This window comes from Acinetobacter sp. YH12021 (assembly GCF_013420145.1).
Lineage (GTDB): Bacteria > Pseudomonadota > Gammaproteobacteria > Pseudomonadales > Moraxellaceae > Acinetobacter > Acinetobacter towneri.
In genome coordinates, this window is sequence record NZ_VOYT01000002.1 from 257,501 (window position 1) to 276,965 (window position 19,465).

Below are 19,465 nucleotides of genomic sequence, written 5' to 3' on the forward strand. Positions count from 1 at the left end.
TATCTCTGACCTGAAGGACTGAGTTTTACGCTCCATTTGATAAATGATTACACATTGAATAATTCAACCCCACTCGCCACCATCCTCTGAGCAAAAATCCTTTTCCCTGTTTCACGCTCACCTTCCAACACCAACTCAGGTAAATTCAATTCACGCTGAATCTTTAAAATCATTTCATGCAAAGGCTGAGCTTGGTTATTGCTGCAAATATATGATGGTTCTGGATGTTCCACGTGAAGTAAATGTGCCAAAAAACCTGCCAAATCATCAATATGAATCCGATTTGACCAATGTATATTCGGGTAACTTTGTGTGCTTTCCGCAAGTTTGAGCATGCGTGCAGTCGAAGTGCCATAAATACCCGAAGGACGTACAATCACACATTGTTCAGGATAAGCCTGTTGCCACAAGTGTTCCATCTGCAACAACAACTGACCTTGCACATCACTCGGCTTAGGCACAGTATCATCATCAATACATTCACCTGCGTTTTCACCATAAACCCGTGTAGATGACACCACAATAATTCGCTTTACAGGATGATCTTTTAATGCAGTAACAATCGGCTGAACAGAATCTACATAAGTCTGTTGATACGCTTCTACAGAACTCAAAACCGTATTCCGAGATGGTGCAAGTAATACATAAACGGCATCAACAGGTTGAGTCTGTGATAAATCGAGCTGTTGAATATCTTGAAGCAGATGCGTCATATCAGGATCTGTTTTCGGACTGCGGCTAATTGTGGTAATTTGATGACCGAGCGTAAATAGTTGTTTTGCAACACGCTGCGATGTTTTACCATAACCAATAAATAGAATATGCATTCAGCACCTAATCATAGCATTTGAAGTTGAGGGGACATGGCTGCAGTCCATCAGTTGCAAGGGGTAGGCTCTGCCTCTGCTGCATTACTCGAAAAACTAAATATTTTCACCACAGATGACTTGCTGTTTCATCTACCGCGTGACTATGAAGATCGTAGCACGATCATTCCCATGAACCAATTAAACGTGGGGCGCAGCTATTTACTCGAAGGTGTGGTTAAAGGGGTCGATTTTCCACCGGGTAAACGCAAGTCGATGGCTGTCAATTTAGAAGATGAATTTGGAAAAATCACCTTACGTTTTTATCATATTTATAAAGGTATTACAGATCGTGCCAAACTCGGCAATCGTTTAAGAGTATTTGGCGAAGTACGGGTTGGGGCGCGTGGTCTGGAAATGTATCACCCCGAATTACAACTGATTACTGAACATACCCCACTGCCTAAAACCCAACTGACTGCCATTTACCCAAGCACCGATGGGCTGACCCAAGCCAAATTACGTGAATACGTCAAACAAGCTTTGGCACAGCATAGCGATGATTTGCCTGAACTCTTGCCTGAAAAAATGACCAATGGCTACGCACTCAAACAGGCGCTGGATTATATTCATCATCCACCTTTAAATGCCAATATGCTGCAATTGGCACAAGGCTCTCACCCTGCACAGCAACGCCTGATTTTTGAAGAATTGGTGGCGCATCAAGTCAGTTTACTGACCCGACGGGCTTATATTCAGCAAATTGCCTCACCTGCCTTTTCCCCAAGTCAAAAACTAGCGCCTGCGTTACTCGGCAACATGCCATTTCAAATGACAGGCGCACAGCAACGGGTTTCGCAAGAAATCATGCAGGATTTGCAGCGTAATAAACCCATGCTGCGCTTGGTACAAGGTGATGTAGGTGCAGGTAAAACGCTGGTCGCTGCAGTCGCAGCGTGTCATGCGCTAGAAGAAGGTTGGCAAGTCGCGCTGATGGCACCCACTGAAATTTTGGCAGAACAACATTATCTGAACTTTCAAAAATGGTTTGAACCATTGGGCTTAACAGTGGCATGGTTGTCTGGCAAACAAAAAGGCAAAGCACGCGCAGCGGCTGAACTGAGCATTCAAGATGGTAGCGCCAATTTGGTGGTTGGGACACATGCGTTATTTCAGGACAATGTGCAATTTGCCAAATTAGGTTTGGTGATTATTGATGAACAACACCGTTTTGGGGTCGATCAACGTCTGGCTTTGCGCAATAAAGGTGCCAATCACACTACACCGCATCAATTGGTGATGACTGCAACGCCTATTCCGCGAACTTTAGCCATGTCCGCCTATGGCGATTTGGACACTTCGGTGATTGATGAACTACCGCCAGGACGTACACCTATTCAAACGGTGACTATTCCGCTAGATCGGCGTGAAGAAGTCTTACAACGCATTGCCAGCAATTGTGCCGAAGGCAAACAAGCCTATTGGGTCTGTACCTTGGTGGAACAGTCGGAAACCTTAGATGCGCAAGCTGCCGAGGCGACTTTTGCTGAAATTAAAGAACGCTTTCCTGAACTGAATATTGGGCTGGTACACGGCAAAATGAAAGCCGATGAAAAACAAGCCGTCATGCAGCAATTTAAAGACAATCAATTACAGTTGCTGATTGCCACCACAGTAATTGAGGTCGGGGTCGATGTACCGAATGCTTCAATTATGGTGATCGAAAATGCCGAGCGTTTAGGACTTTCACAGCTACATCAGCTACGTGGACGAGTCGGACGGGGTGCCAAAGCCAGTTTTTGTGCCTTGTTGTATAAAAATCCACTTTCGCAAAATGGACAAGAACGCTTGCGGATTATGCGGGAAACCAACGATGGTTTTGTGATTGCAGAAAAAGATTTAGAACTGCGCGGCCCAGGTGAACTCTTGGGAACCAAACAAACGGGAGATATGGGCTTTCGGGTGGCTAAATTAGAACGGGATGATCATTTGTTGGCACAGGCGCATCATGTGGCACAGCAAATTTTAAACGATTATCCTACACATGCCGAAGCTTTGCTAAAACGCTGGCTGCCTGAGGCACCACGTTATGCCTATGTTTAAACGGATTGCAGTCCTAAGATGACTCAGCCGATCAATCTACTACAATGCGGCATACAATGGCTGCGCCAACTGCAACCGTGTCAGCTCTGCCATAGCGACACGCAATGGCAACATTCGGTCTGTCAAACCTGTTGGCAACAATTGCCGTGGCGTAGCCAAGCGGTACAACGACAAGAAATGCAGATTCAAGTCACTTTTGATTATCACTATCCAATTAATCGCATCATTCAACAATTTAAATATGAACAGCAGTTACATTACCAACTGCTTTTAGTAGGCGCGCTAAAACAACTGTCTTATCCTAAAATTCAAGCCATTGTACCGATGCCAATTTCCACTGCCCGCTTGACTGAACGCGGCTACAATCAATCTTTATTGTTAGCAAAAGGACTAGCGCGGCATTTAAATGTCCCGATTTGGCAACCTGTGACCCGCTTACAACAGCACGCGCAAAAAGGCTTAAGTCGCTTAGAACGATTGGAAGACATCCAACAGCAATTTCAAATTCAGAATGCGCCTAAAATCCGTTTTCGTCGGGTTTTAATTGTGGATGATGTGGTCACGACGGGCAGTTCAATTCATGCACTCAAACAGCAGTTGCTCAAGCTCGGCTGTCAAAAAGTCGAGGCGGTTTGTCTGGCCAGTGCTGAATAAAAAAACTATTCGGTTGAATATGCTCAACGCATTAAAAAGTTGAACTTAAAATATAGAAGAATGATCAACTGCTCTTAATTTTGTTGTAAATATTGTTTTAACCACGGCATCACCACTTCACGGGTCAGCGGTGCCAACAAAGTATCTTGATCATCCAAATCTACCCACTTCATTTCGGCAATTTCAGCAGCAATTTTTGGTGCCTGATCAAGCTGAACCCAATACACATAACTGACCAAACGGCAGTCGGGCTCATTGGCCGTTGCTGTTTCATAGCGTCCAATAAATTGTTGAATTTGCGCCTGACAGCCAATTTCTTCGGCAATTTCTCGCAACATGGTCGTTTCAGGCGCTTCATTGGGTTCTAATTTGCCACCGACCTGCATAAAACACGCGGTATGCTGTTTACGCACCACCAATAACTGCTGTTTGACATTTAAAATAATTGCAGCTGCAACGGTAATGATGTTGTTGATCTCAGCCATTTTATTTCGCCAGTTCCTGCTGCACCCACTCTAGCTCAGGCACTTCCCATTTCATTTCAGGAACACGGTATTGTTCAAATTGCTGCAAAATATTGTCAATACAATTCGATACAATCAATGCCTCACAAAAACGTGGCTGAGTAAAACCTTTTTCAGAGGTCTGTCTTAAAAACTTCAGCAAATCATCATAAAAGCCAGCTACATTAAAAAAGGCACAGGGTTTTGAGTGAATTCCTAATTGTGCCCACGTCCATTGCTCAAAAATTTCTTCTAAAGTTCCAGAACCACCCGGCAAAGCAATAAAGCCCTCGGCCAATTCTGACATTTTTATTTTGCGGGCATGCATGTTTTCTACGATGTGTAATTCGGTCAAATGCGGATGCGCCAATTCATGCTCTGCCAAACTTTCAGGCATGACACCAATTGCACGCCCACCTGCGGCCAAAGTACTATCTGCCACCACACCCATTAAGCCTGAGCGTCCACCGCCATAAATTAAAGTTTTGCCTTGTGCAGCCAATGTTTCACCCACTTTTCGTGCATTTTCAACAAAAACTGAATCTTTTCCTGGGGCAGAACCACAGAAAATAGCAATTGACGACATCATTTTTTCACCATGTTATCTGGCTGTCATGCCATAAAATTAAACTTCAGGGAGATTTTTAAATAAAATAGCATTCTGAGCAGTGTATTTAGTAAGATCCTTGTCTAAAATACACCCATCCACAAAACCCATACTGCGCAAGGAGAAAAGACGAATGCTTGAAGCCTTTTATGCCACAGAGCGCGGTAGTCTGGAAGATGCCACCATTAACGGTGGTTTTGATTTGCATCCAGATCTGGTCTGGATTGACCTGATTGCCCCTTCACAAGAAGAACAGCAATGGGTACTAGACGCATACTCACAAAATTTACCAACCTTAAAATCTTTGGAAGATATTTCATCTTCAGCGCGATTCTACCGTGATGATGACGGTATTTTACACATTAGTACCTATTTTTTAACTAAAAATAAAAACTATCAAGTCGATGGCGAAACTGAAGACAATTCCAGTATTTTAGCCACTGTGCAAACCGTCGCCTTTATTTTACATAAAGAACACTTGTTTACCCTACGTGGTGAAAAATTAGTGGCGTTTCGGGCATTTCGGGCGCGTGCACGACGTAACGACTACGAAATTGACTATAAAGACCCGACTTGGGTGCTTTTAGGCTTGCTTGAAGCCAAACTGGACGAACTTGCGGATATCTTAGAAGATATCCACAAGGACTTGGAAAAGTATTCCACAGAAGTTCTGAATAACCGTCATCGTGAGCAAATTTTAGACCTCGATGACATGATTACCCGACTGGCACAATTAGAAGACATGCTTGGAAAAGCGCAATTGTGTTTGATTGATTTACGTCGTGTCCTGACCTTTTTGGCACGTCCGCGTGCGTTGGGTAGTCATATTTACGATGCCGACATTCGAGAACTCAGTGAAGATGTACGCTCACTGGTCGAACACGATGCCTTCTTATTCCAAAAAGTGCGCTTCTTGCTCGATACCACTTCAGGCTTCATTAACACCGAACAGAACGACACGATTCGTCGATTCTCTATTTTGCCGAGTATGTTAGCGCCACCGATGTTAGTTGCCAGTGTTTATGGTATGAACACCGACGTGTTACCTTTTGCCAAAGGCACCACCAGTTTTATAGTGGTCAGTATTATTTTAATTGGCTTCTTTATTGGCCCATTAATTTACTTTAGATGGAAAAAATGGATTTGATACCTTTTATTCCCTCTCTTTTTAGGCATAGGTATCTACACATCTTTAGGTACCTAGTGCAATGGTTGCGATTTCATTCAGTTCATCTATTGAATATTCTGAGAGCAGTTGAAGAGTATTTAGTAAAATCGAGAGTCCTGCCAATATGGCAGGCGCACTCTCTATCTTGCCTCTTTTCTGTTGTCTACCTGAGAGCCTAGTCAGAAATGCACGGACTTTCTGATTTTGTTCATCTGTACAACGCTGCACTCTCCACGTCAACACACAAGCCATGCAACTGATCAGCAAACGCCTTAAAATCGCTTCTGGCGTAGTCTGAAGCCATGACTCAATATCATGGCCTGCTTGCTTGAGAAGTTTGAAATAACATTCGATTGACCAACGCCAGTAATACCAAGTCGTCAATTCCACTGCGGTAATCTCGGTTGGTACATTGCTGATCAATGACCATCTTGCAACTGTCTTTTCATTAATATCTTTAACCACCGCAATAATCAGTCTAGCCTCAATTGCAGCACCTTAATCCAGTCAGCAAAACTGAATGGACTGGACCCTTATGCCTATTTAAGTGATGTGTTGAAAAGACTGCCGACACAGAAAATAATCCAGGTTGAAGAATTACTACCGCATAAGTGGAAGCCTGCCTGATTCAAATAAGCTTCACCGGATGCTTACGAATAAAGCGGGAAACTAAACGCAATAAAAAAGCACCTTACAAGAAGGTGCTTTTTTGATGGTTTTTTCAGTTTTAGACGATTAGCTGCAAATCATCTTGCAAATGACAGGCTTGAATGATCTTCATCATTTTTTCAGGAACCGCTTTAAACTGTAAGCCCTTGGCTTCAGGCGTCTGACGCAACCATTGCACCAAAACGGCCAAAGCCAAAGTGCTTCCGTGTTCCAGCTGCGCCAAATTAACCACCAAAGGCAACTGCTGCTGACGAATCAACTGCAGACCTTTTTGGTAATATTGCTCTGCATTACTGAAATCTATTTTTCCAGAAACACATAATTCCTGATTTGATAATTCAATCACGCCACACCTAACCTATTTTTTCTTTTCAACCGCAGCTTCTGCATCTGGCTTAAAGGTTGCAATGGCTTTATCAATATTGCCGCCATTACGCTTCACGTTCGCTGCAAACTGGTTACGGAATTGCAAACCTAAATCAATACCCGACACGTTAATGTTACGGATTTTCCATTGGCTGCCTTTGTCTGCCAACTGGAATGACACAGGAATTTTTTCACCATTATGCAAGAAGTCAATGGTCACCACTGGGTTCTTGCTGTTGGTCGCCTTATAAGGACGCATGGTGTAGCTTTGGTTGCTAAATTTCGCAAACGCTGTGCCATAATTCTCAATTAAGGTTTCACGGAAGTTTTTCTCAAACTGCGCGCGCTGTGCTGCTGAACTGTATTGGTTCGTCGCATAAGTACCCATCACAATACGGGTAAATGCTTGCGCATCTACATACGGATCAAGGTTTTGACGCACAATCGTTTTGACCAATGCTGGATTGTTCTGCAATTTAGCATGATCTGCTTTTAAACGTGCAATCAAGCTATCGGCAACTTTTTTCACAAAAGCTGGTGGCGCTTCTGCAGGTGCAGCAAATGCAGTTCCTGCCAACATGGTTGAAAGTACACTTACCGCCAGAGTTTGCTTTAAAAGTGTTTTCACGGACAATCTCCTTCATTACTCAACAAATGACACTTCTGCATCTGTTGTTTCAGCTGTCGCTGTGTCTTTATCTGCGTCTGACGCTGCGTTGGATGTTTTCGCTGCACCGCCAGTAATAAACTTACTGATTAAATCTTCTAAATCCATGGTGCCTTGCGTGTTGGCAATACTTTCGCCACGCTTCACAAAGTTCAAACCACCACCTGGAACCACTTTGAGATATTTCTCACCCAATAAACCATTGGTTGCTACCATTATGTAAGCATCTTCATCAATACTGGTGATGGATTTCATGTTACCCAACAGTTGTTGTTCCATTTCTTTTTGTTGCTGAGGATTTGCTTCTTGGTATTCTGCACTGTAGCGCAATTCTTCAAGCGCATAATTTTGCACTGTTTTTAGTTGTTCAGGATTAAAACTGGTCAACTTGCCATCTAGTTCAAATTCAACTGTAGCCAAACGCGATACAGGGTCTAGGGTAATATCATTGACACGACCAATGGTGACACCGCTCATAGTAACTTTGGCGCGTGGTTTTAAACCATTCACGTTGTCAAATGTTGCTGTCATATTGTAACTGTCGCGCAAATTGGTACCCACCAATCCACTGACTTTCATGGCCAAGAAAAACAATGCAATGCCTGTCAAAATGACAAATACACCTACGGCCAGCTCACTTGTACGTGATTTCATTAAACACCTCCGAACATGACCGCAGTCAACACAAAATCAAAACCTAAAACACATAATGAAGAATACACCACGGTTCGTGTGGTCGACGTCGCAATGCCTTCCGATGTTGGAACACAGGCATAGCCTTGATATACTGCAATCCAAGTACAAATTAATGCAAAAACAAAACTTTTAATAATTGTGCCGTTAAAAATATCTTTATAGAACTGCACGCTGCTTTGCATACCGCTCCAGAAAGAACCTTCATCGACACCTAGAAAATCGACCCCAACCATTTTGCCGCCCATAATGCCAACCGCAGCAAAAATAATGGAGAGCATTGGCAGGCTGACAATTCCTGCCCATAAACGTGGTGACACAATACGCTTGAGTGGGTCTACCCCAATCATTTCCATACTGGCCAATTGTTCTGTGGCTTTCATCAGACCAATTTCTGCTGTTAAGGCAGAGCCTGCACGTCCTGCAAATAACAGTGCAGCCACGACAGGCGCCAACTCACGCAATAAAGTCAAAGACACCATGGTGCCTAACATGGCTTCTGAACCGATATTGACCAAAATGGAGTAGCCTTGTAAGCCCAAGACCAAACCAATAAATAAACCCGACACCGCAATAATCAATAACGACATCACGCCAACACGGTACATTTGGTACAGGAACAGCTTCACCCCAAGCAGGGTTGGCATGGAAAATAGAATTTGCAACAACATTTGGGTGGCGACACCAATGCCACGAACACGCTCAATGACGCGTTGACCTAATGCGGCAATAGCATTCATGAACGCACCTCATCACTTAAATAAGCCCGATGGCTAAATTGATAATCGACTGGCCCTTCGGCAGCGCCTGTTAAGAACTGACGTACAAATGCCGATTCATGCTGTTTTAATTCTGCAGGTGTACCTTCGCCCTGAATCACGCCTTCCGCGATAATATAAATGTAGTCGGCAATTGATAAAGTTTCGCCAACATCATGCGAGACGATAATGGTGGTTAAATCCAACGCTTCTCGCAAGGAACGGATTAAACGGGTCAACACACCTTTTACAATCGGGTCTTGCCCTGCAAATGGTTCATCATACATGATCAATTCAGGGTCTAACGCAATCGCACGTGCCAATGCCACGCGACGGTTCATCCCGCCTGAGAGTTCTGCAGGCATGAGCTGTTCTGTGCCACGCAAACCGACTGCTTCAAGTTTTAAAGCCACCAGTTCTGCAATTAAATGTTCAGGCAACTGGGTATGTGCACGCAATGGAAACGCGACGTTTTCATATACGCTCATATCGGTAAATAACGCACCGCTTTGGAATAACATGCCCATACGTGCGCGCGCAGCAAACAACTCCTGACGCGACATTTGCGCAAGATTTTTTCCATCCAGTAAAATATCACCATGATCGGGAGTCAACTGACCACCAATCAAGCGTAATAATGTGGTTTTACCTGTACCAGAAGGTCCCATAATGGCCGTAATTTGCCCACGGCGAATCTTTAAACTGACATTTTCAAAAATGACACGTTTCCCTCGCTTAAAGCTCAGTTCATTGACTTCAATCAATGACGGCTCATGTTGAGGTGTTGAATTATTCATAGCTGAGGGTCTTCCTGCATTTTTTCAGCACGCATACTATAAAGGATTGAAGCATAAAATGTTATCTAGCAAATTTTTTAAAACTGTGCACGTCTTGTGCAACTATAAATATTATTGTTATCTAAATCACTTTCATTACAGCAAACACTTAAAAATAAGAGGAAATAATATAATAAATTAAATTACATAAAATCAGCGCTAAACCAATATACGGCATCATTCCCTCTCTCGTCTGCATCAGCATTCGCAAGCCATCGATGTTCATAATTCGCACAACACAATAAAAACATGACACAGTATACATTTTATTCAGACGGAAAATCATTTTTTAACATAAAAAAACCGGTGCTCAACACCGGTTTTCTTTAAGCTGACGCTTCAGATAGCGCTTAGTCGTTAAATTTACGACGTGGGCGATCAAAACCACCTTCACGGCGTGGACGATCTGAATTGAACTCACGACGTGGACGATCTTCACCACCAAATGAACGCTTAGGACGATCATCAAAAGAACGTGGTTGACGGTCACCAAAACCACCTTCACGACGTGCAGGACGATCACCAAAATCACGTTTTGGACGATCACCGAAGCTACCTTCACGACGTGGTTTGTAATCTACGCGGTTGCCACGGTTGTCATCATTCGCATCAAAACGCGGCTTATCGTTGAAGCCACCTTCGCGACGCGGACGATCTGAATTAAATTCACGACGTGGACGATCATCAAATGAACGCTGTGGACGATCACCAAAACCACCTTCGCGGCGTGGACGATCTGAATTAAATTCACGACGTGGACGGTCTTCAAATGAACGCTGTGGACGATCACCGAAACCACCTTCACGACGTGGACGGTCTGAGTTGAACTCGCGACGCGGACGATCTTCACCAAATGCAGGACGTTCACCACGTGGTTTGTCATCAAAGCTGCGACGTGGACGATCATCACCACCTTCACGACGTTTAAAGTTGCTTTCGCCTTCAAAACGACGACCACCACCAAAACCGCCACGACCACCGCGACCGCCATCACGACGACCACGACCACCGTCACGACCAGAACGTGCTGGTGGTGGAGATGGCTCTAAGCCTTCAATTTCAGAAACACTTAAACGTGCATCTAAGAAATCTTCCAAAGCACGGATTTTGCCACGCTCACGGTAAGTTGCCAAAGTAATGGCATTACCGGTACGACCCGCACGACCTGTACGACCAATACGGTGTACATAGTCTTCATTTTTCATTGGTAAACCAAAGTTGATCACGTGAGAAATCGTTGGTACGTCTAAACCACGTGCTGCTACGTCAGTTGCAACCAAAATTTTTGCACGACCTTCACGAATGCTACGTAAACGACGGTTACGTACAGTCTGTGGCATTGCACCGTGTAGAGCAACGACAGAGTGACCTGCTTCAGCCAATTCTTCAGCCAGCATATCGGTATCTTCTTGAGTAGATGCGAATACAACCGCTTGATCTACACCTTCATCAGATAACCAGTGTGACAATAATTTTTTCTTGTGCTCGAAACCATCAGTCCAGTGTAAAGTCTGGGTGATGTCCATGTTCGTTGAGTGACCTGTTTCAATCGCAATACGTACAGGCTCATTCATCATGCGTTCTGCAAGTGTGATAATACGGCTGGCAAAAGTTGCAGAGAACATCAAGGTTTGCTTACGGTTAGCAGCTAAATCGCTAATCGCTTCTAGGTCTTCAGAGAAGCCTAAATCGAGCATACGGTCAGCTTCGTCTACAATTAAGGCATCAACTTTATCAAGTTTGATTTGACGACGGTTCACCAAGTCAAGTAAACGACCTGGAGTCGCTACAACCACTTGCGCACCTTTTAATTGTTGGATTTGCTTACCAAAAGGCATACCACCCATGATTGCTGCAATACGTACACCTTTCATGTGACGTACAAATGCAATCGCGTCTTGGCTAACTTGTTGAGCCAATTCACGTGTTGGGCAAAGCACTAAAATTGACGGCTGAGTAATAGCTTTCATACGCTCTTTAAATGGTACGAAAGTATCTTGATTAGCAAGCGCGTTTAAAGTTGGGAGTAAAAATGCAGCAGTTTTACCAGAACCTGTTTGGCTAGATACCAATAAGTCTTTACCTTCAAGTGCCGCTGGGATCGATTGTTCTTGAACAGGAGTCGGCGTAGTAAAGTTCAAGCCTTCTAAAGCTTGTTGTAAAGATTCATGTAAAGAAAAATCAGCAAAAGTTTTGCTCATAGAGATTTTCACCCTGAAAATGGGTGCTCCATTAAATAAAGTCAGATGGACATCGGCAAAAAGCGGTACAGCAATTATCGCTGACAATTTAAGATTCAGCGGCGATCCGAGTAACGACGATGTGATATAACGCACGCATGATTACGGCTTAACCTGAAGGAATCGCTTTAGCGATTGGGGCGCGAGATATCGTCCTCTCTTTGGACCGCACGCGCATACACAATGATTAGAAGAGAAATGTTCAGGTAATGAACAGAAATTAAGTGCGTGCGCGGATTATAGCAGGATTATTTTAAAAGTCACCTTATTTAATCGACTTTTGCTGTTTTTTGTGTAAACAGTGATAGATTCTGCTTTTATGGCTAGTATATGGACGATAACAACAGATTTAAAACCAGCAGTTTTAGACCGTTAGGTAAAAGAAAAGCCCTCAGGATGAGAGCTTTGCTAAGTGTCTTATTTAAGTATAAATATGATCAGCTGATTATTTCGCTGCTTCGCCCCAAGCAGGCACAACCGCTTTCATAAGTGGTTTTAACATTTTCATTGAACATGCCAAAACTTGCCCATTTTCCATAGAGTCGCTGCCACCACGTGCATCGACCACAGTACCGCCCGCTTCTTTCACAATTAACTCACCCGCAGCAATATCCCACGGTTTTAAGCCAAGTTCAAAATAGCCATCTAAACGACCTGCAGCCACATAAGCCAAGTCCAATGCAGCAGAACCTGCGCGGCGGTATTGTGCGCCAGCTTCTGTCACATTGAATAAACTTTCAAAATGGTTTTTGGCATAAGAAACAATTTCGCCATCACGTTTAGCACGATAAGCATGACCTACTGCCAAGAAGGTATTGTCTAAACTGTCTTTTACATTTACACGAATACGACGTTGATTCATCATCGCACCACGGCCACGGCTCGCAGAGAATAATTCATCTTTTACAGGGTCGTAAATAACACCGTGCTGTGTCACACCTTTGTGTTGCACTGCAATCGAAATACAGAAATGAGGGAAACCGTGAACAAAGTTTAGCGTGCCATCTAAAGGATCAATCACCCAACACCAGTCGGCATCGTGACCTTTGCCTTCCTGCATGCCAAATTCTTCGCCCAGGAAGCTGTGATTTTTATAACTTTTGCGTAATGTATCAATGGTCAATTGCTCGAGGTAACGATCTACGCGCGTTACAGGACCATCAATGCCTTTTTCTTCGACTTGTAGATCGAGTTTATGACGATTCTGATGCGCTTTTAAAAGCTCTTGACCAACTGTTTGAGCCGCACGCGCAGCCATCACCACCATAGGTTCCATTGAACACCCACTACAAATTTGAAGAGATTGATAAAGAATAATGCATGAAAGCCCCAATATTTTAGCAAATATTGAGGCTTTTGGGGAAGAAGTGTTGCTAAAAATTAATTCAATATAGATTGATGCAGTTTTTGCCAAGCATTTTGCATTGATTTTTCAATGCCTTGTGCATCTAAACCTGCCTGTTGCAGCATTTGACCATGTGTCGCTTGTTGCATAAAGCTATCTTCTAAACCTAAATGAATAATCGGTTTGACAATCTGGGCCTTCGCCAAGTATTCACTCACGGCACTGCCTGCACCACCCATAATCGCATGCTCTTCTACAGTGACGAATAATGCAGTGCTGTCTGCAATCTCAGCTAACAGTTTTTCATCCAATGGCTTCACAAAACGCATATTCACCACACGTACTGCGACATCGTGCTGCTGAGCAAACGCTTCAGCCGCTTCAACTGCCGCTTGCACACGGCTACCAAAAGCCAGCACTGAAATATAGTCATCATATTGTGGATTGAACTGCGCCACAATTTCAGCTTGTCCTAATGGAATTGCAGTCATCTGCTGCTGAATTTCGACACCCAAACCATGCCCGCGTGGATAACGCACTGCTGCAGGGCCGTTATATAAATAAGCCGTGTGCAGCATTTGACGACATTCATTTTCGTCTTTTGGTGCCATAATCACGATATTCGGTACGGTACGCATATAGGCATAGTCGTAAGCACCTGCATGGGTCGGGCCATCTTCACCCACCAAACCTGCACGGTCGATACCAAAAGTAACATCCAGATTTTGCAAAGCGACATCATGAATCAGTTGGTCATAACCACGCTGCAAGAAGGTAGAGTAAATCGCCACCACAGGCTTCAAACCTTCACAGGCCATACCCGCAGCCAAAGTCACCGCATGCTGTTCGGCAATCGCGACATCAAAATAGCGTTCTGGGAATTGTTTGGCAAATTGCACCATGCCCGAACCTTCGCACATGGCTGGCGTAATTGCCAATAATCGTGAATCTTGTTCTGCCTGATCACATAACCACTGCCCAAATACATCAGAATATTTAGGTGCGCTAACTGGTGCAGCTTTGGCATGAATTTTACCAATGGCATGATATTTAATTTGATCAGCTTCTGCAGGCGCAAAGCCTTTGCCTTTTTTAGTGTAAACGTGAATTAAACGTGGGCCTTTACGTTTTTTCAGCGCATTAAACACGTGTGTGAGTTGTTCAACATCATGTCCATCGAAAGGGCCGAAATAATCAAACCCAATCGCTTTAAATAAGTTGTCAGCAGCTTCAGTAGCAGCACAGTGCAAACGCGAGTTATACGTCCACTTTGGATGTGGCTGCACGTAAGCTTCACCTGTTTCACTGACATAAACCGATTCACCACGCTCCCAAATAGCAGCAAGATGTTTGGCAAAGCCGCCTGTGCTGCATGAAATTGACATATCGTTGTCATTCAGCACCACCATCATATCGGCTTGGTGAGCCACGGCATCATTCATGGCTTCAAAAGCCATACCTGCCGTCATGGCACCATCGCCAATAATGGCAACAACTTCACATGGGTTTTGCTGATAACGTCGTGCCAACGCCATCCCCAAACCAGCAGAAATAGCTGTTGAGGAGTGACCAACGCCAAAGGTATCAAAAATAGATTCTTCACGTGCAGGAAATGCAGCCAAACCATCTTTGGCACGAATGGTGGTGAGTTGCTCGCGGCGTCCTGTCAGGGCTTTATGCGGATAAGCCTGATGACCGACATCCCAAATTAAGCGATCGTGTGGGGTATTAAAGCAATAATGCAGCGCAACGGTCAGTTCGATCACGCCTAAGTTTGCGCCAAAGTGTCCTCCACTTTGACCTGCGGCATACAAAATGAATTGACGTAACTCATCTGCCACCTGTGGAAGCTGGCTTTGCGCGAGTAAACGTAATTGCTGCGGATGGTCAATCTCATCGAGCAATGGTGTTACAGGGCGTTGAGTTGGAATTTCTGTATACAGCATATGTGGCAAAGCCTTCTAAAGCCTGGCAAATCCTAAGCGAGGTCAATGGGAATTACTCGATCATATAACCGAATGGTATTACCTTCAATCAGCCACATTTCTAGCGATGTAGTTTTGAGCAGTGATTTCAGTTGGGCACACGTTGGGTGGGTAGATTATCCTGAATAATCTAACTATTTATCAACCATTATCGTGCGCTTTATACAAAAAAGAAAATCTTCTGTATAAATTCGTGTTCGCTATTCTACTAATGTCTGAGCATTACGCTATACTTTAAACAATTTATCGACTATTTCACGAGTTAAACAGTGCCGATTAAGTTTGTCGCAACCTCACGATTACCGACCGCATTTGGTGAATTCAACATTACGGTATTTCAAGATCCTGAAACTGGCGAAGAACACGTGGCATTATCCAAAGGTTTGGACACTGCGCCAACCCAGCCCGTTCTGGTACGGATTCACTCAGAATGTTTAACTGGCGATGCTTTCGCGTCTTTAAAATGCGACTGTGGCCCACAGCTTCAAGCCACTCAACGTCTGATTAATGACGCAGGACAAGGTGTGATTTTATATTTACGCCAAGAAGGTCGCGGGATTGGCTTGACCAATAAAATTCGTGCTTATGCCCTGCAAGATCAAGGACATGACACGGTGGATGCTAATTTAATGCTGAATTTACCTGCCGATGCACGTCGCTATGATATGTGCAGCATTATGCTAGATCATTTGCAGGTTAAAGCTGTGCGCTTAATCACCAACAACCCTTTGAAAATTCAAGCATTACAGGAACAAGGGATTACGGTGGTAGACCGTGTGCCTTTAACTGTGGGGCTAAATCCATTCAATGAAGAATATTTGCAAACCAAACATGAACGCATGGCGCACATGTATGATAAAGGTGACTTTTGAGTCACCTTTTAATTTTTGAATTAAATAATTTCTACGCAATTTGTTTAAATCGTCATCGAAAAAATACGATTATTCGGCATACGGCGTTTTAAACGCAAATCAAAGGCCATACAAATATTGCGCACAAAAGGTTTACCTTTTTCCAAAATCTGAATGTGCTGATCTTGAATGAGCAGTAATTCATCTTCCTGCATTTCCTGTAACTGTTGCAGCACTTGCTCAATTTCAGGAAATGCCAATTCTGGACTGGCCCACGACGTTTCAAAGCTGCACATTAAATTTAAAATATGCTGACGTATTACCAAATCTTCCCGATCCAGCACATGCCCTTTAAACACAGGAATTTCATTGCAGGCTAAACGGGCATAATAATCTTCAATGCTTTTTTCATTTTGCGCAAAGCTATACCAACTGTCGCTAATAGATGAAACACCCAAGCCAATCATAAGCTGCGTTTTAGATGCGGTATAGCCCATAAAATTACGGTGCAAGGTACCATTTTTAAACGACTGATACATACCATCACGTTCTAAGGCAAAGTGATCCATCCCAATTTCATGATAACCATAGGCCAAAAGACGCTGTTTGCCTTCTTCATAGCACTGACGTTTTAATTCATCTTTAGGTACATCTTCATCTTTAAAACCACGCTGCCCATTGCCTTTAATCCATGGCACATGCGCATAACTGTAAAATGCCAAACGGTCTGGCATTAAACGTTGGGTCTGCTCAATGGTATTCAGTACATCGTCTAGATTTTGAAAGGGCAAACCAAAAACCAAATCATGTGAAATAGAATCATAGCCAATTTCACGCGCCCACTCGGTCACACGTTGCACATGCTCAAAAGGCTGCATCCGATGAATGGCGCGCTGTACTTTTTCATTATAATCCTGCACGCCATAACTAACCCGACGAAAACCCAAGTCATATAAAGCCTGTAAATGTTCACGGGTGGTGTTATTGGGATGACCTTCAAAACTAAATTCGTGCTGTTCTGCCACTTTGGCTTTTGCCAAAATGCCTTGAATAAGCTGCGTCAAATGTTCGACAGAAAAGAAAGTTGGTGTGCCACCGCCCAAATGAATTTCTTTAATGATGGGAGTGCTTTCGAGCAACTGACAATATAAGTCCCATTCTTTTAATAACGCCTGAATGTACGGTTGCTCGACTTCATGGCGTTTGGTGACGCGTTTATGACAGCCACAAAAAGTGCATAGGCTTTCGCAAAATGGCAAATGAATATACAGACTGATGCCTTCGCTGGCATTAGATTCATCAAACGAACGCTTCAGCGTTTGCTGCCACGCCTCGGCAGAAAAGGTAGCATCATCCCAATAAGGTACGGTTGGATAACTGGTATAACGTGGTCCAGGCACATTGTATTTTTGAATTAAAGAATTTGCCTGCTGTGTCATCCACTCTGCCCCATTCAGTTAATTGCTGCTGACTAAAATTTAGATTGTAAAAACTATTGTGCTGAGCTTGTGCATGGAAATCAACCTAGTCTTTTGCTCGGAATACATGCTGAAATACAAAGCACCTTGCGCAATTGCATGAGCGATTTGCAGCAAACTGGATAAACCCCTTAATTTTTAGACAGTTTTATGTTTTGATGTAAGCCATTTTATTTTTATGCTGAGGTGGCCATGTCGCATCCTACTCACGCGGATATTCAACGTGTACGTGAATTTCTTCTCGATTTGCAGGCGCGAATTTGTGCGGCTTTAGAACAACAAGAACAGGCAGGTGGTGGAAGCGCACAGTTTGAAATTGATGACTGGCAACGTCCTGAAGGTGGCGGTGGTCGTTCCCGCGTCTTACAAAACGGTACGGTCATTGAAAAAGGCGGAGTGATGTTTTCGCACATCAATATTTCCAAACTGCCTGCTTCTGCAACTGAACGTCATCCAAATATTGCAGGCGCACCTGCGCAAGCGATGGGTGTATCATTGGTAATTCACCCGAAAAACCCGCATGTACCCACCTCGCACGCCAATGTGCGTTTATTTGTCGCTGAACCTGAAGGACAACCGCCAATTTGGTGGTTTGGTGGTGGTTTTGACCTGACACCATTTTATCCAAATGATGAAGATGTGTTGGCATGGCACCAAACAGCACATGACTTATGTGCGCCTTTTGGCGATCAAGTCTATGCAGAACATAAACAATGGTGTGATGACTATTTTTATTTAAAGCACCGTGATGAACAGCGTGGCGTGGGTGGTTTATTTTTTGATGATCTGAATCAATGGGACTTTGACACCTGTTTCAACTATATTCAGGCGGTGGGTAACGGTTATTTGGCTGCAATTCTGCCTATTTTTGAGCGTAATCGTGACAAAGCCTATACCGAAGCACAACGTGAGTTCCAGCTTTACCGTCGTGGACGTTATGTGGAATACAATCTGGTCTATGACCGTGGCACTTTATTTGGCTTGCAGACAGGTGGACGGATTGAGTCCATTTTAGTCAGCTTACCAAACTTGGCGGGATGGTCGTACCGTCCTGAATGGGCAGAAGAATCCGCAGAGAAAAAACTCACCGACTATTACTTAAAACCACGCGATTGGTTAAATCTCAAGACGAGTTAAAGCTCGCGACTGGTGAAACCTTGCGTACATCGCAGTGTAAAAAAGATCACATTCAAGGTTCAAAAAAGCGATTCTTCCACGAATCGCTTTTTTACTTACAAACTTTATTGCTTATTTTCAAATCAATAAATATGCACAGCATGAATTAACTGTCATGATAGTGCGGATGGATTTTAATAGATGATGTGACCGCGCACCCTATTCGACCATGCACAAATAGGATTTAACTATCCATACATCAAACCATGAGTCAAAGGCGAATTCATCAAACTGTCAAAGCCTTATGTCACACTGCGCCACATCTGTCAGGAGATCCGCATGTTTAGCCCGCTGTTCAAACACAAAATCTTTTTATTTTGGGCAACCTTTGCCATGTTACTTGGCTCAATTTGCATGACCTTTATTTTTGAAAGTCATCTTTCAGATGGCTTAGCCATTAGTAGCAGCATTTTAGCGGGCATTGCCATGTTCGTGATTGCCACTATTTTGGTATTAGAAACCGTTTTAGAGATTTGTAATCCTTAAGTCCAAAGACTCCCACCGTTTTATACCGCCATAGGCTTTAGTCCGCGCTGAATTTGACGTATATTGATGCACAT

Annotated in this window: 18 protein-coding genes and 2 pseudogenes; 7 read left to right on the forward strand and 13 right to left on the reverse strand. The window is 43.7% G+C overall.

Going from position 1 to position 19,465, the window contains the following annotated elements; translation table 11 throughout:
• Positions 1 to 47: 47 nt before the first annotated feature.
• Positions 48 to 827: an NAD(P)H-binding protein gene (locus FTT91_RS03615; protein ID WP_180168990.1), complete on the reverse strand. Its 780-nt coding sequence runs from the start codon at positions 825 to 827 to the stop codon at positions 48 to 50.
• A 36-nt stretch (positions 828 to 863) separates the two neighbouring features.
• Here FTT91_RS03615 and recG point away from each other — a divergent pair, with 36 nt between their 5' ends.
• Positions 864 to 2,909, forward strand: coding sequence for an ATP-dependent DNA helicase RecG (recG, locus tag FTT91_RS03620; protein WP_131260595.1), 2,046 nt, complete (start codon positions 864 to 866; stop codon positions 2,907 to 2,909).
• A gap of 18 nt (positions 2,910 to 2,927) precedes the next feature.
• Positions 2,928 to 3,563: a ComF family protein gene (locus tag FTT91_RS03625; RefSeq protein ID WP_136144659.1), complete on the forward strand. Its 636-nt coding sequence runs from the start codon at positions 2,928 to 2,930 to the stop codon at positions 3,561 to 3,563.
• 74 nt (positions 3,564 to 3,637) lie between these two features.
• Here the strand turns inward: FTT91_RS03625 and FTT91_RS03630 are convergent, their stop codons facing one another.
• On the reverse strand, positions 3,638 to 4,048 hold the full coding sequence (locus FTT91_RS03630; RefSeq protein WP_004974664.1) for an NUDIX domain-containing protein: 411 nt from the start codon (positions 4,046 to 4,048) through the stop codon (positions 3,638 to 3,640).
• 1 nt (position 4,049) lies between these two features.
• Positions 4,050 to 4,652: a TIGR00730 family Rossman fold protein gene (locus FTT91_RS03635; protein ID WP_026438479.1), complete on the reverse strand. Its 603-nt coding sequence runs from the start codon at positions 4,650 to 4,652 to the stop codon at positions 4,050 to 4,052.
• Between the two features lie 154 nt (positions 4,653 to 4,806).
• Between FTT91_RS03635 and FTT91_RS03640 the strand changes: the two genes are divergently transcribed.
• The gene (locus FTT91_RS03640; protein ID WP_096901036.1) at positions 4,807 to 5,820 is read left to right on the forward strand and encodes a CorA family divalent cation transporter; all 1,014 of its coding nucleotides are present in this window, start codon (positions 4,807 to 4,809) and stop codon (positions 5,818 to 5,820) included.
• Positions 5,821 to 5,865: 45 nt separating this feature from the next.
• On the opposite strand, the pseudogene FTT91_RS03645 reads toward FTT91_RS03640, so the two are convergent.
• A pseudogene (locus FTT91_RS03645) lies at positions 5,866 to 6,339 on the reverse strand (transposase); the annotation flags it as partial.
• On the opposite strand from FTT91_RS03645, the pseudogene FTT91_RS03650 reads away from it, so the two are divergent.
• Positions 6,328 to 6,468: pseudogene (locus tag FTT91_RS03650) on the forward strand (transposase domain-containing protein); the annotation flags it as partial. The pseudogenes FTT91_RS03645 and FTT91_RS03650 sit on opposite strands and share 12 nt — an antisense overlap.
• A 100-nt stretch (positions 6,469 to 6,568) precedes the next feature.
• Here FTT91_RS03650 and FTT91_RS03655 read toward each other — a convergent pair.
• From FTT91_RS03655 to dxs, 8 genes are all read right to left on the reverse strand, one after another.
• Positions 6,569 to 6,856, reverse strand: coding sequence for a lipid asymmetry maintenance protein MlaB (locus FTT91_RS03655; protein WP_004974653.1), 288 nt, complete (start codon positions 6,854 to 6,856; stop codon positions 6,569 to 6,571).
• Between the two features lie 12 nt (positions 6,857 to 6,868).
• Positions 6,869 to 7,504: a phospholipid-binding protein MlaC gene (locus FTT91_RS03660; RefSeq protein ID WP_004974651.1), complete on the reverse strand. Its 636-nt coding sequence runs from the start codon at positions 7,502 to 7,504 to the stop codon at positions 6,869 to 6,871.
• A gap of 15 nt (positions 7,505 to 7,519) precedes the next feature.
• Positions 7,520 to 8,197 (reverse strand): outer membrane lipid asymmetry maintenance protein MlaD, encoded by a 678-nt coding sequence (locus tag FTT91_RS03665; protein ID WP_096901228.1) that lies wholly within the window; start codon positions 8,195 to 8,197, stop codon positions 7,520 to 7,522.
• Positions 8,197 to 8,976, reverse strand: coding sequence for a lipid asymmetry maintenance ABC transporter permease subunit MlaE (gene mlaE / locus FTT91_RS03670; protein ID WP_180095330.1), 780 nt, complete (start codon positions 8,974 to 8,976; stop codon positions 8,197 to 8,199). The genes FTT91_RS03665 and mlaE overlap by 1 nt, the downstream gene beginning before the upstream one ends.
• Positions 8,973 to 9,791: an ABC transporter ATP-binding protein gene (locus FTT91_RS03675; RefSeq protein WP_180168991.1), complete on the reverse strand. Its 819-nt coding sequence runs from the start codon at positions 9,789 to 9,791 to the stop codon at positions 8,973 to 8,975. The genes mlaE and FTT91_RS03675 overlap by 4 nt, the downstream gene beginning before the upstream one ends.
• Positions 9,792 to 10,180: 389 nt before the next feature.
• Positions 10,181 to 12,031 (reverse strand): DEAD/DEAH box helicase, encoded by a 1,851-nt coding sequence (locus FTT91_RS03680; RefSeq protein WP_070153378.1) that lies wholly within the window; start codon positions 12,029 to 12,031, stop codon positions 10,181 to 10,183.
• 484 nt (positions 12,032 to 12,515) lie between these two features.
• Positions 12,516 to 13,346 carry an inositol monophosphatase family protein gene (locus FTT91_RS03685; protein WP_180168992.1) on the reverse strand — a complete coding sequence of 277 codons (831 nt, stop codon included), beginning with the start codon at positions 13,344 to 13,346 and terminating at the stop codon, positions 12,516 to 12,518.
• A gap of 104 nt (positions 13,347 to 13,450) precedes the next feature.
• Positions 13,451 to 15,361 (reverse strand): 1-deoxy-D-xylulose-5-phosphate synthase, encoded by a 1,911-nt coding sequence (gene dxs / locus FTT91_RS03690; RefSeq protein ID WP_004974635.1) that lies wholly within the window; start codon positions 15,359 to 15,361, stop codon positions 13,451 to 13,453.
• Between the two features lie 308 nt (positions 15,362 to 15,669).
• On the opposite strand from dxs, the gene ribA reads away from it, so the two are divergent.
• On the forward strand, positions 15,670 to 16,272 hold the full coding sequence (ribA, locus tag FTT91_RS03695; RefSeq protein WP_004974633.1) for a GTP cyclohydrolase II: 603 nt from the start codon (positions 15,670 to 15,672) through the stop codon (positions 16,270 to 16,272).
• A 44-nt stretch (positions 16,273 to 16,316) separates the two neighbouring features.
• Here ribA and hemN read toward each other — a convergent pair whose 3' ends face one another.
• A complete protein-coding gene (gene hemN, locus FTT91_RS03700; protein WP_096901232.1) occupies positions 16,317 to 17,690 on the reverse strand; it encodes an oxygen-independent coproporphyrinogen III oxidase in 1,374 nt (457 codons plus the stop codon).
• A gap of 231 nt (positions 17,691 to 17,921) precedes the next feature.
• Here hemN and hemF point away from each other — a divergent pair, with 231 nt between their 5' ends.
• Positions 17,922 to 18,866 carry an oxygen-dependent coproporphyrinogen oxidase gene (gene hemF, locus FTT91_RS03705; protein WP_180168993.1) on the forward strand — a complete coding sequence of 315 codons (945 nt, stop codon included), beginning with the start codon at positions 17,922 to 17,924 and terminating at the stop codon, positions 18,864 to 18,866.
• Between the two features lie 318 nt (positions 18,867 to 19,184).
• Entirely contained in the window at positions 19,185 to 19,391 is a 207-nt protein-coding gene (locus tag FTT91_RS03710) for a hypothetical protein (RefSeq protein WP_004974627.1), read from the forward strand.
• Positions 19,392 to 19,465: the final 74 nt, after the last annotated feature.

Excerpts from the sequence above, each read along its gene's own strand:
- FTT91_RS03635 (WP_026438479.1), bottom strand. The coding sequence starts at position 4,652 with ATGTCGTCAATTGCTATTTTCTGTGGTTCTGCCCCAGGAAAAGATTCA.
- FTT91_RS03615 (WP_180168990.1), bottom strand. The coding sequence starts at position 827 with ATGCATATTCTATTTATTGGTTATGGTAAAACATCGCAGCGTGTTGCA.
- mlaE (WP_180095330.1), bottom strand. The coding sequence starts at position 8,976 with ATGAATGCTATTGCCGCATTAGGTCAACGCGTCATTGAGCGTGTTCGT.
- FTT91_RS03625 (WP_136144659.1), top strand. The coding sequence starts at position 2,928 with ATGACTCAGCCGATCAATCTACTACAATGCGGCATACAATGGCTGCGC.
- FTT91_RS03710 (WP_004974627.1), top strand. The coding sequence starts at position 19,185 with ATGTTTAGCCCGCTGTTCAAACACAAAATCTTTTTATTTTGGGCAACC.
- dxs (WP_004974635.1), bottom strand. The coding sequence starts at position 15,361 with ATGCTGTATACAGAAATTCCAACTCAACGCCCTGTAACACCATTGCTC.
- FTT91_RS03640 (WP_096901036.1), top strand. The coding sequence starts at position 4,807 with ATGCTTGAAGCCTTTTATGCCACAGAGCGCGGTAGTCTGGAAGATGCC.
- recG (WP_131260595.1), top strand. The coding sequence starts at position 864 with ATGGCTGCAGTCCATCAGTTGCAAGGGGTAGGCTCTGCCTCTGCTGCA.
- hemN (WP_096901232.1), bottom strand. The coding sequence starts at position 17,690 with ATGACACAGCAGGCAAATTCTTTAATTCAAAAATACAATGTGCCTGGA.
- FTT91_RS03680 (WP_070153378.1), bottom strand. The coding sequence starts at position 12,031 with ATGAGCAAAACTTTTGCTGATTTTTCTTTACATGAATCTTTACAACAA.
- FTT91_RS03675 (WP_180168991.1), bottom strand. The coding sequence starts at position 9,791 with ATGAATAATTCAACACCTCAACATGAGCCGTCATTGATTGAAGTCAAT.
- hemF (WP_180168993.1), top strand. The coding sequence starts at position 17,922 with ATGTCGCATCCTACTCACGCGGATATTCAACGTGTACGTGAATTTCTT.
- FTT91_RS03630 (WP_004974664.1), bottom strand. The coding sequence starts at position 4,048 with ATGGCTGAGATCAACAACATCATTACCGTTGCAGCTGCAATTATTTTA.
- FTT91_RS03685 (WP_180168992.1), bottom strand. The coding sequence starts at position 13,346 with ATGGAACCTATGGTGGTGATGGCTGCGCGTGCGGCTCAAACAGTTGGT.
- FTT91_RS03665 (WP_096901228.1), bottom strand. The coding sequence starts at position 8,197 with ATGAAATCACGTACAAGTGAGCTGGCCGTAGGTGTATTTGTCATTTTG.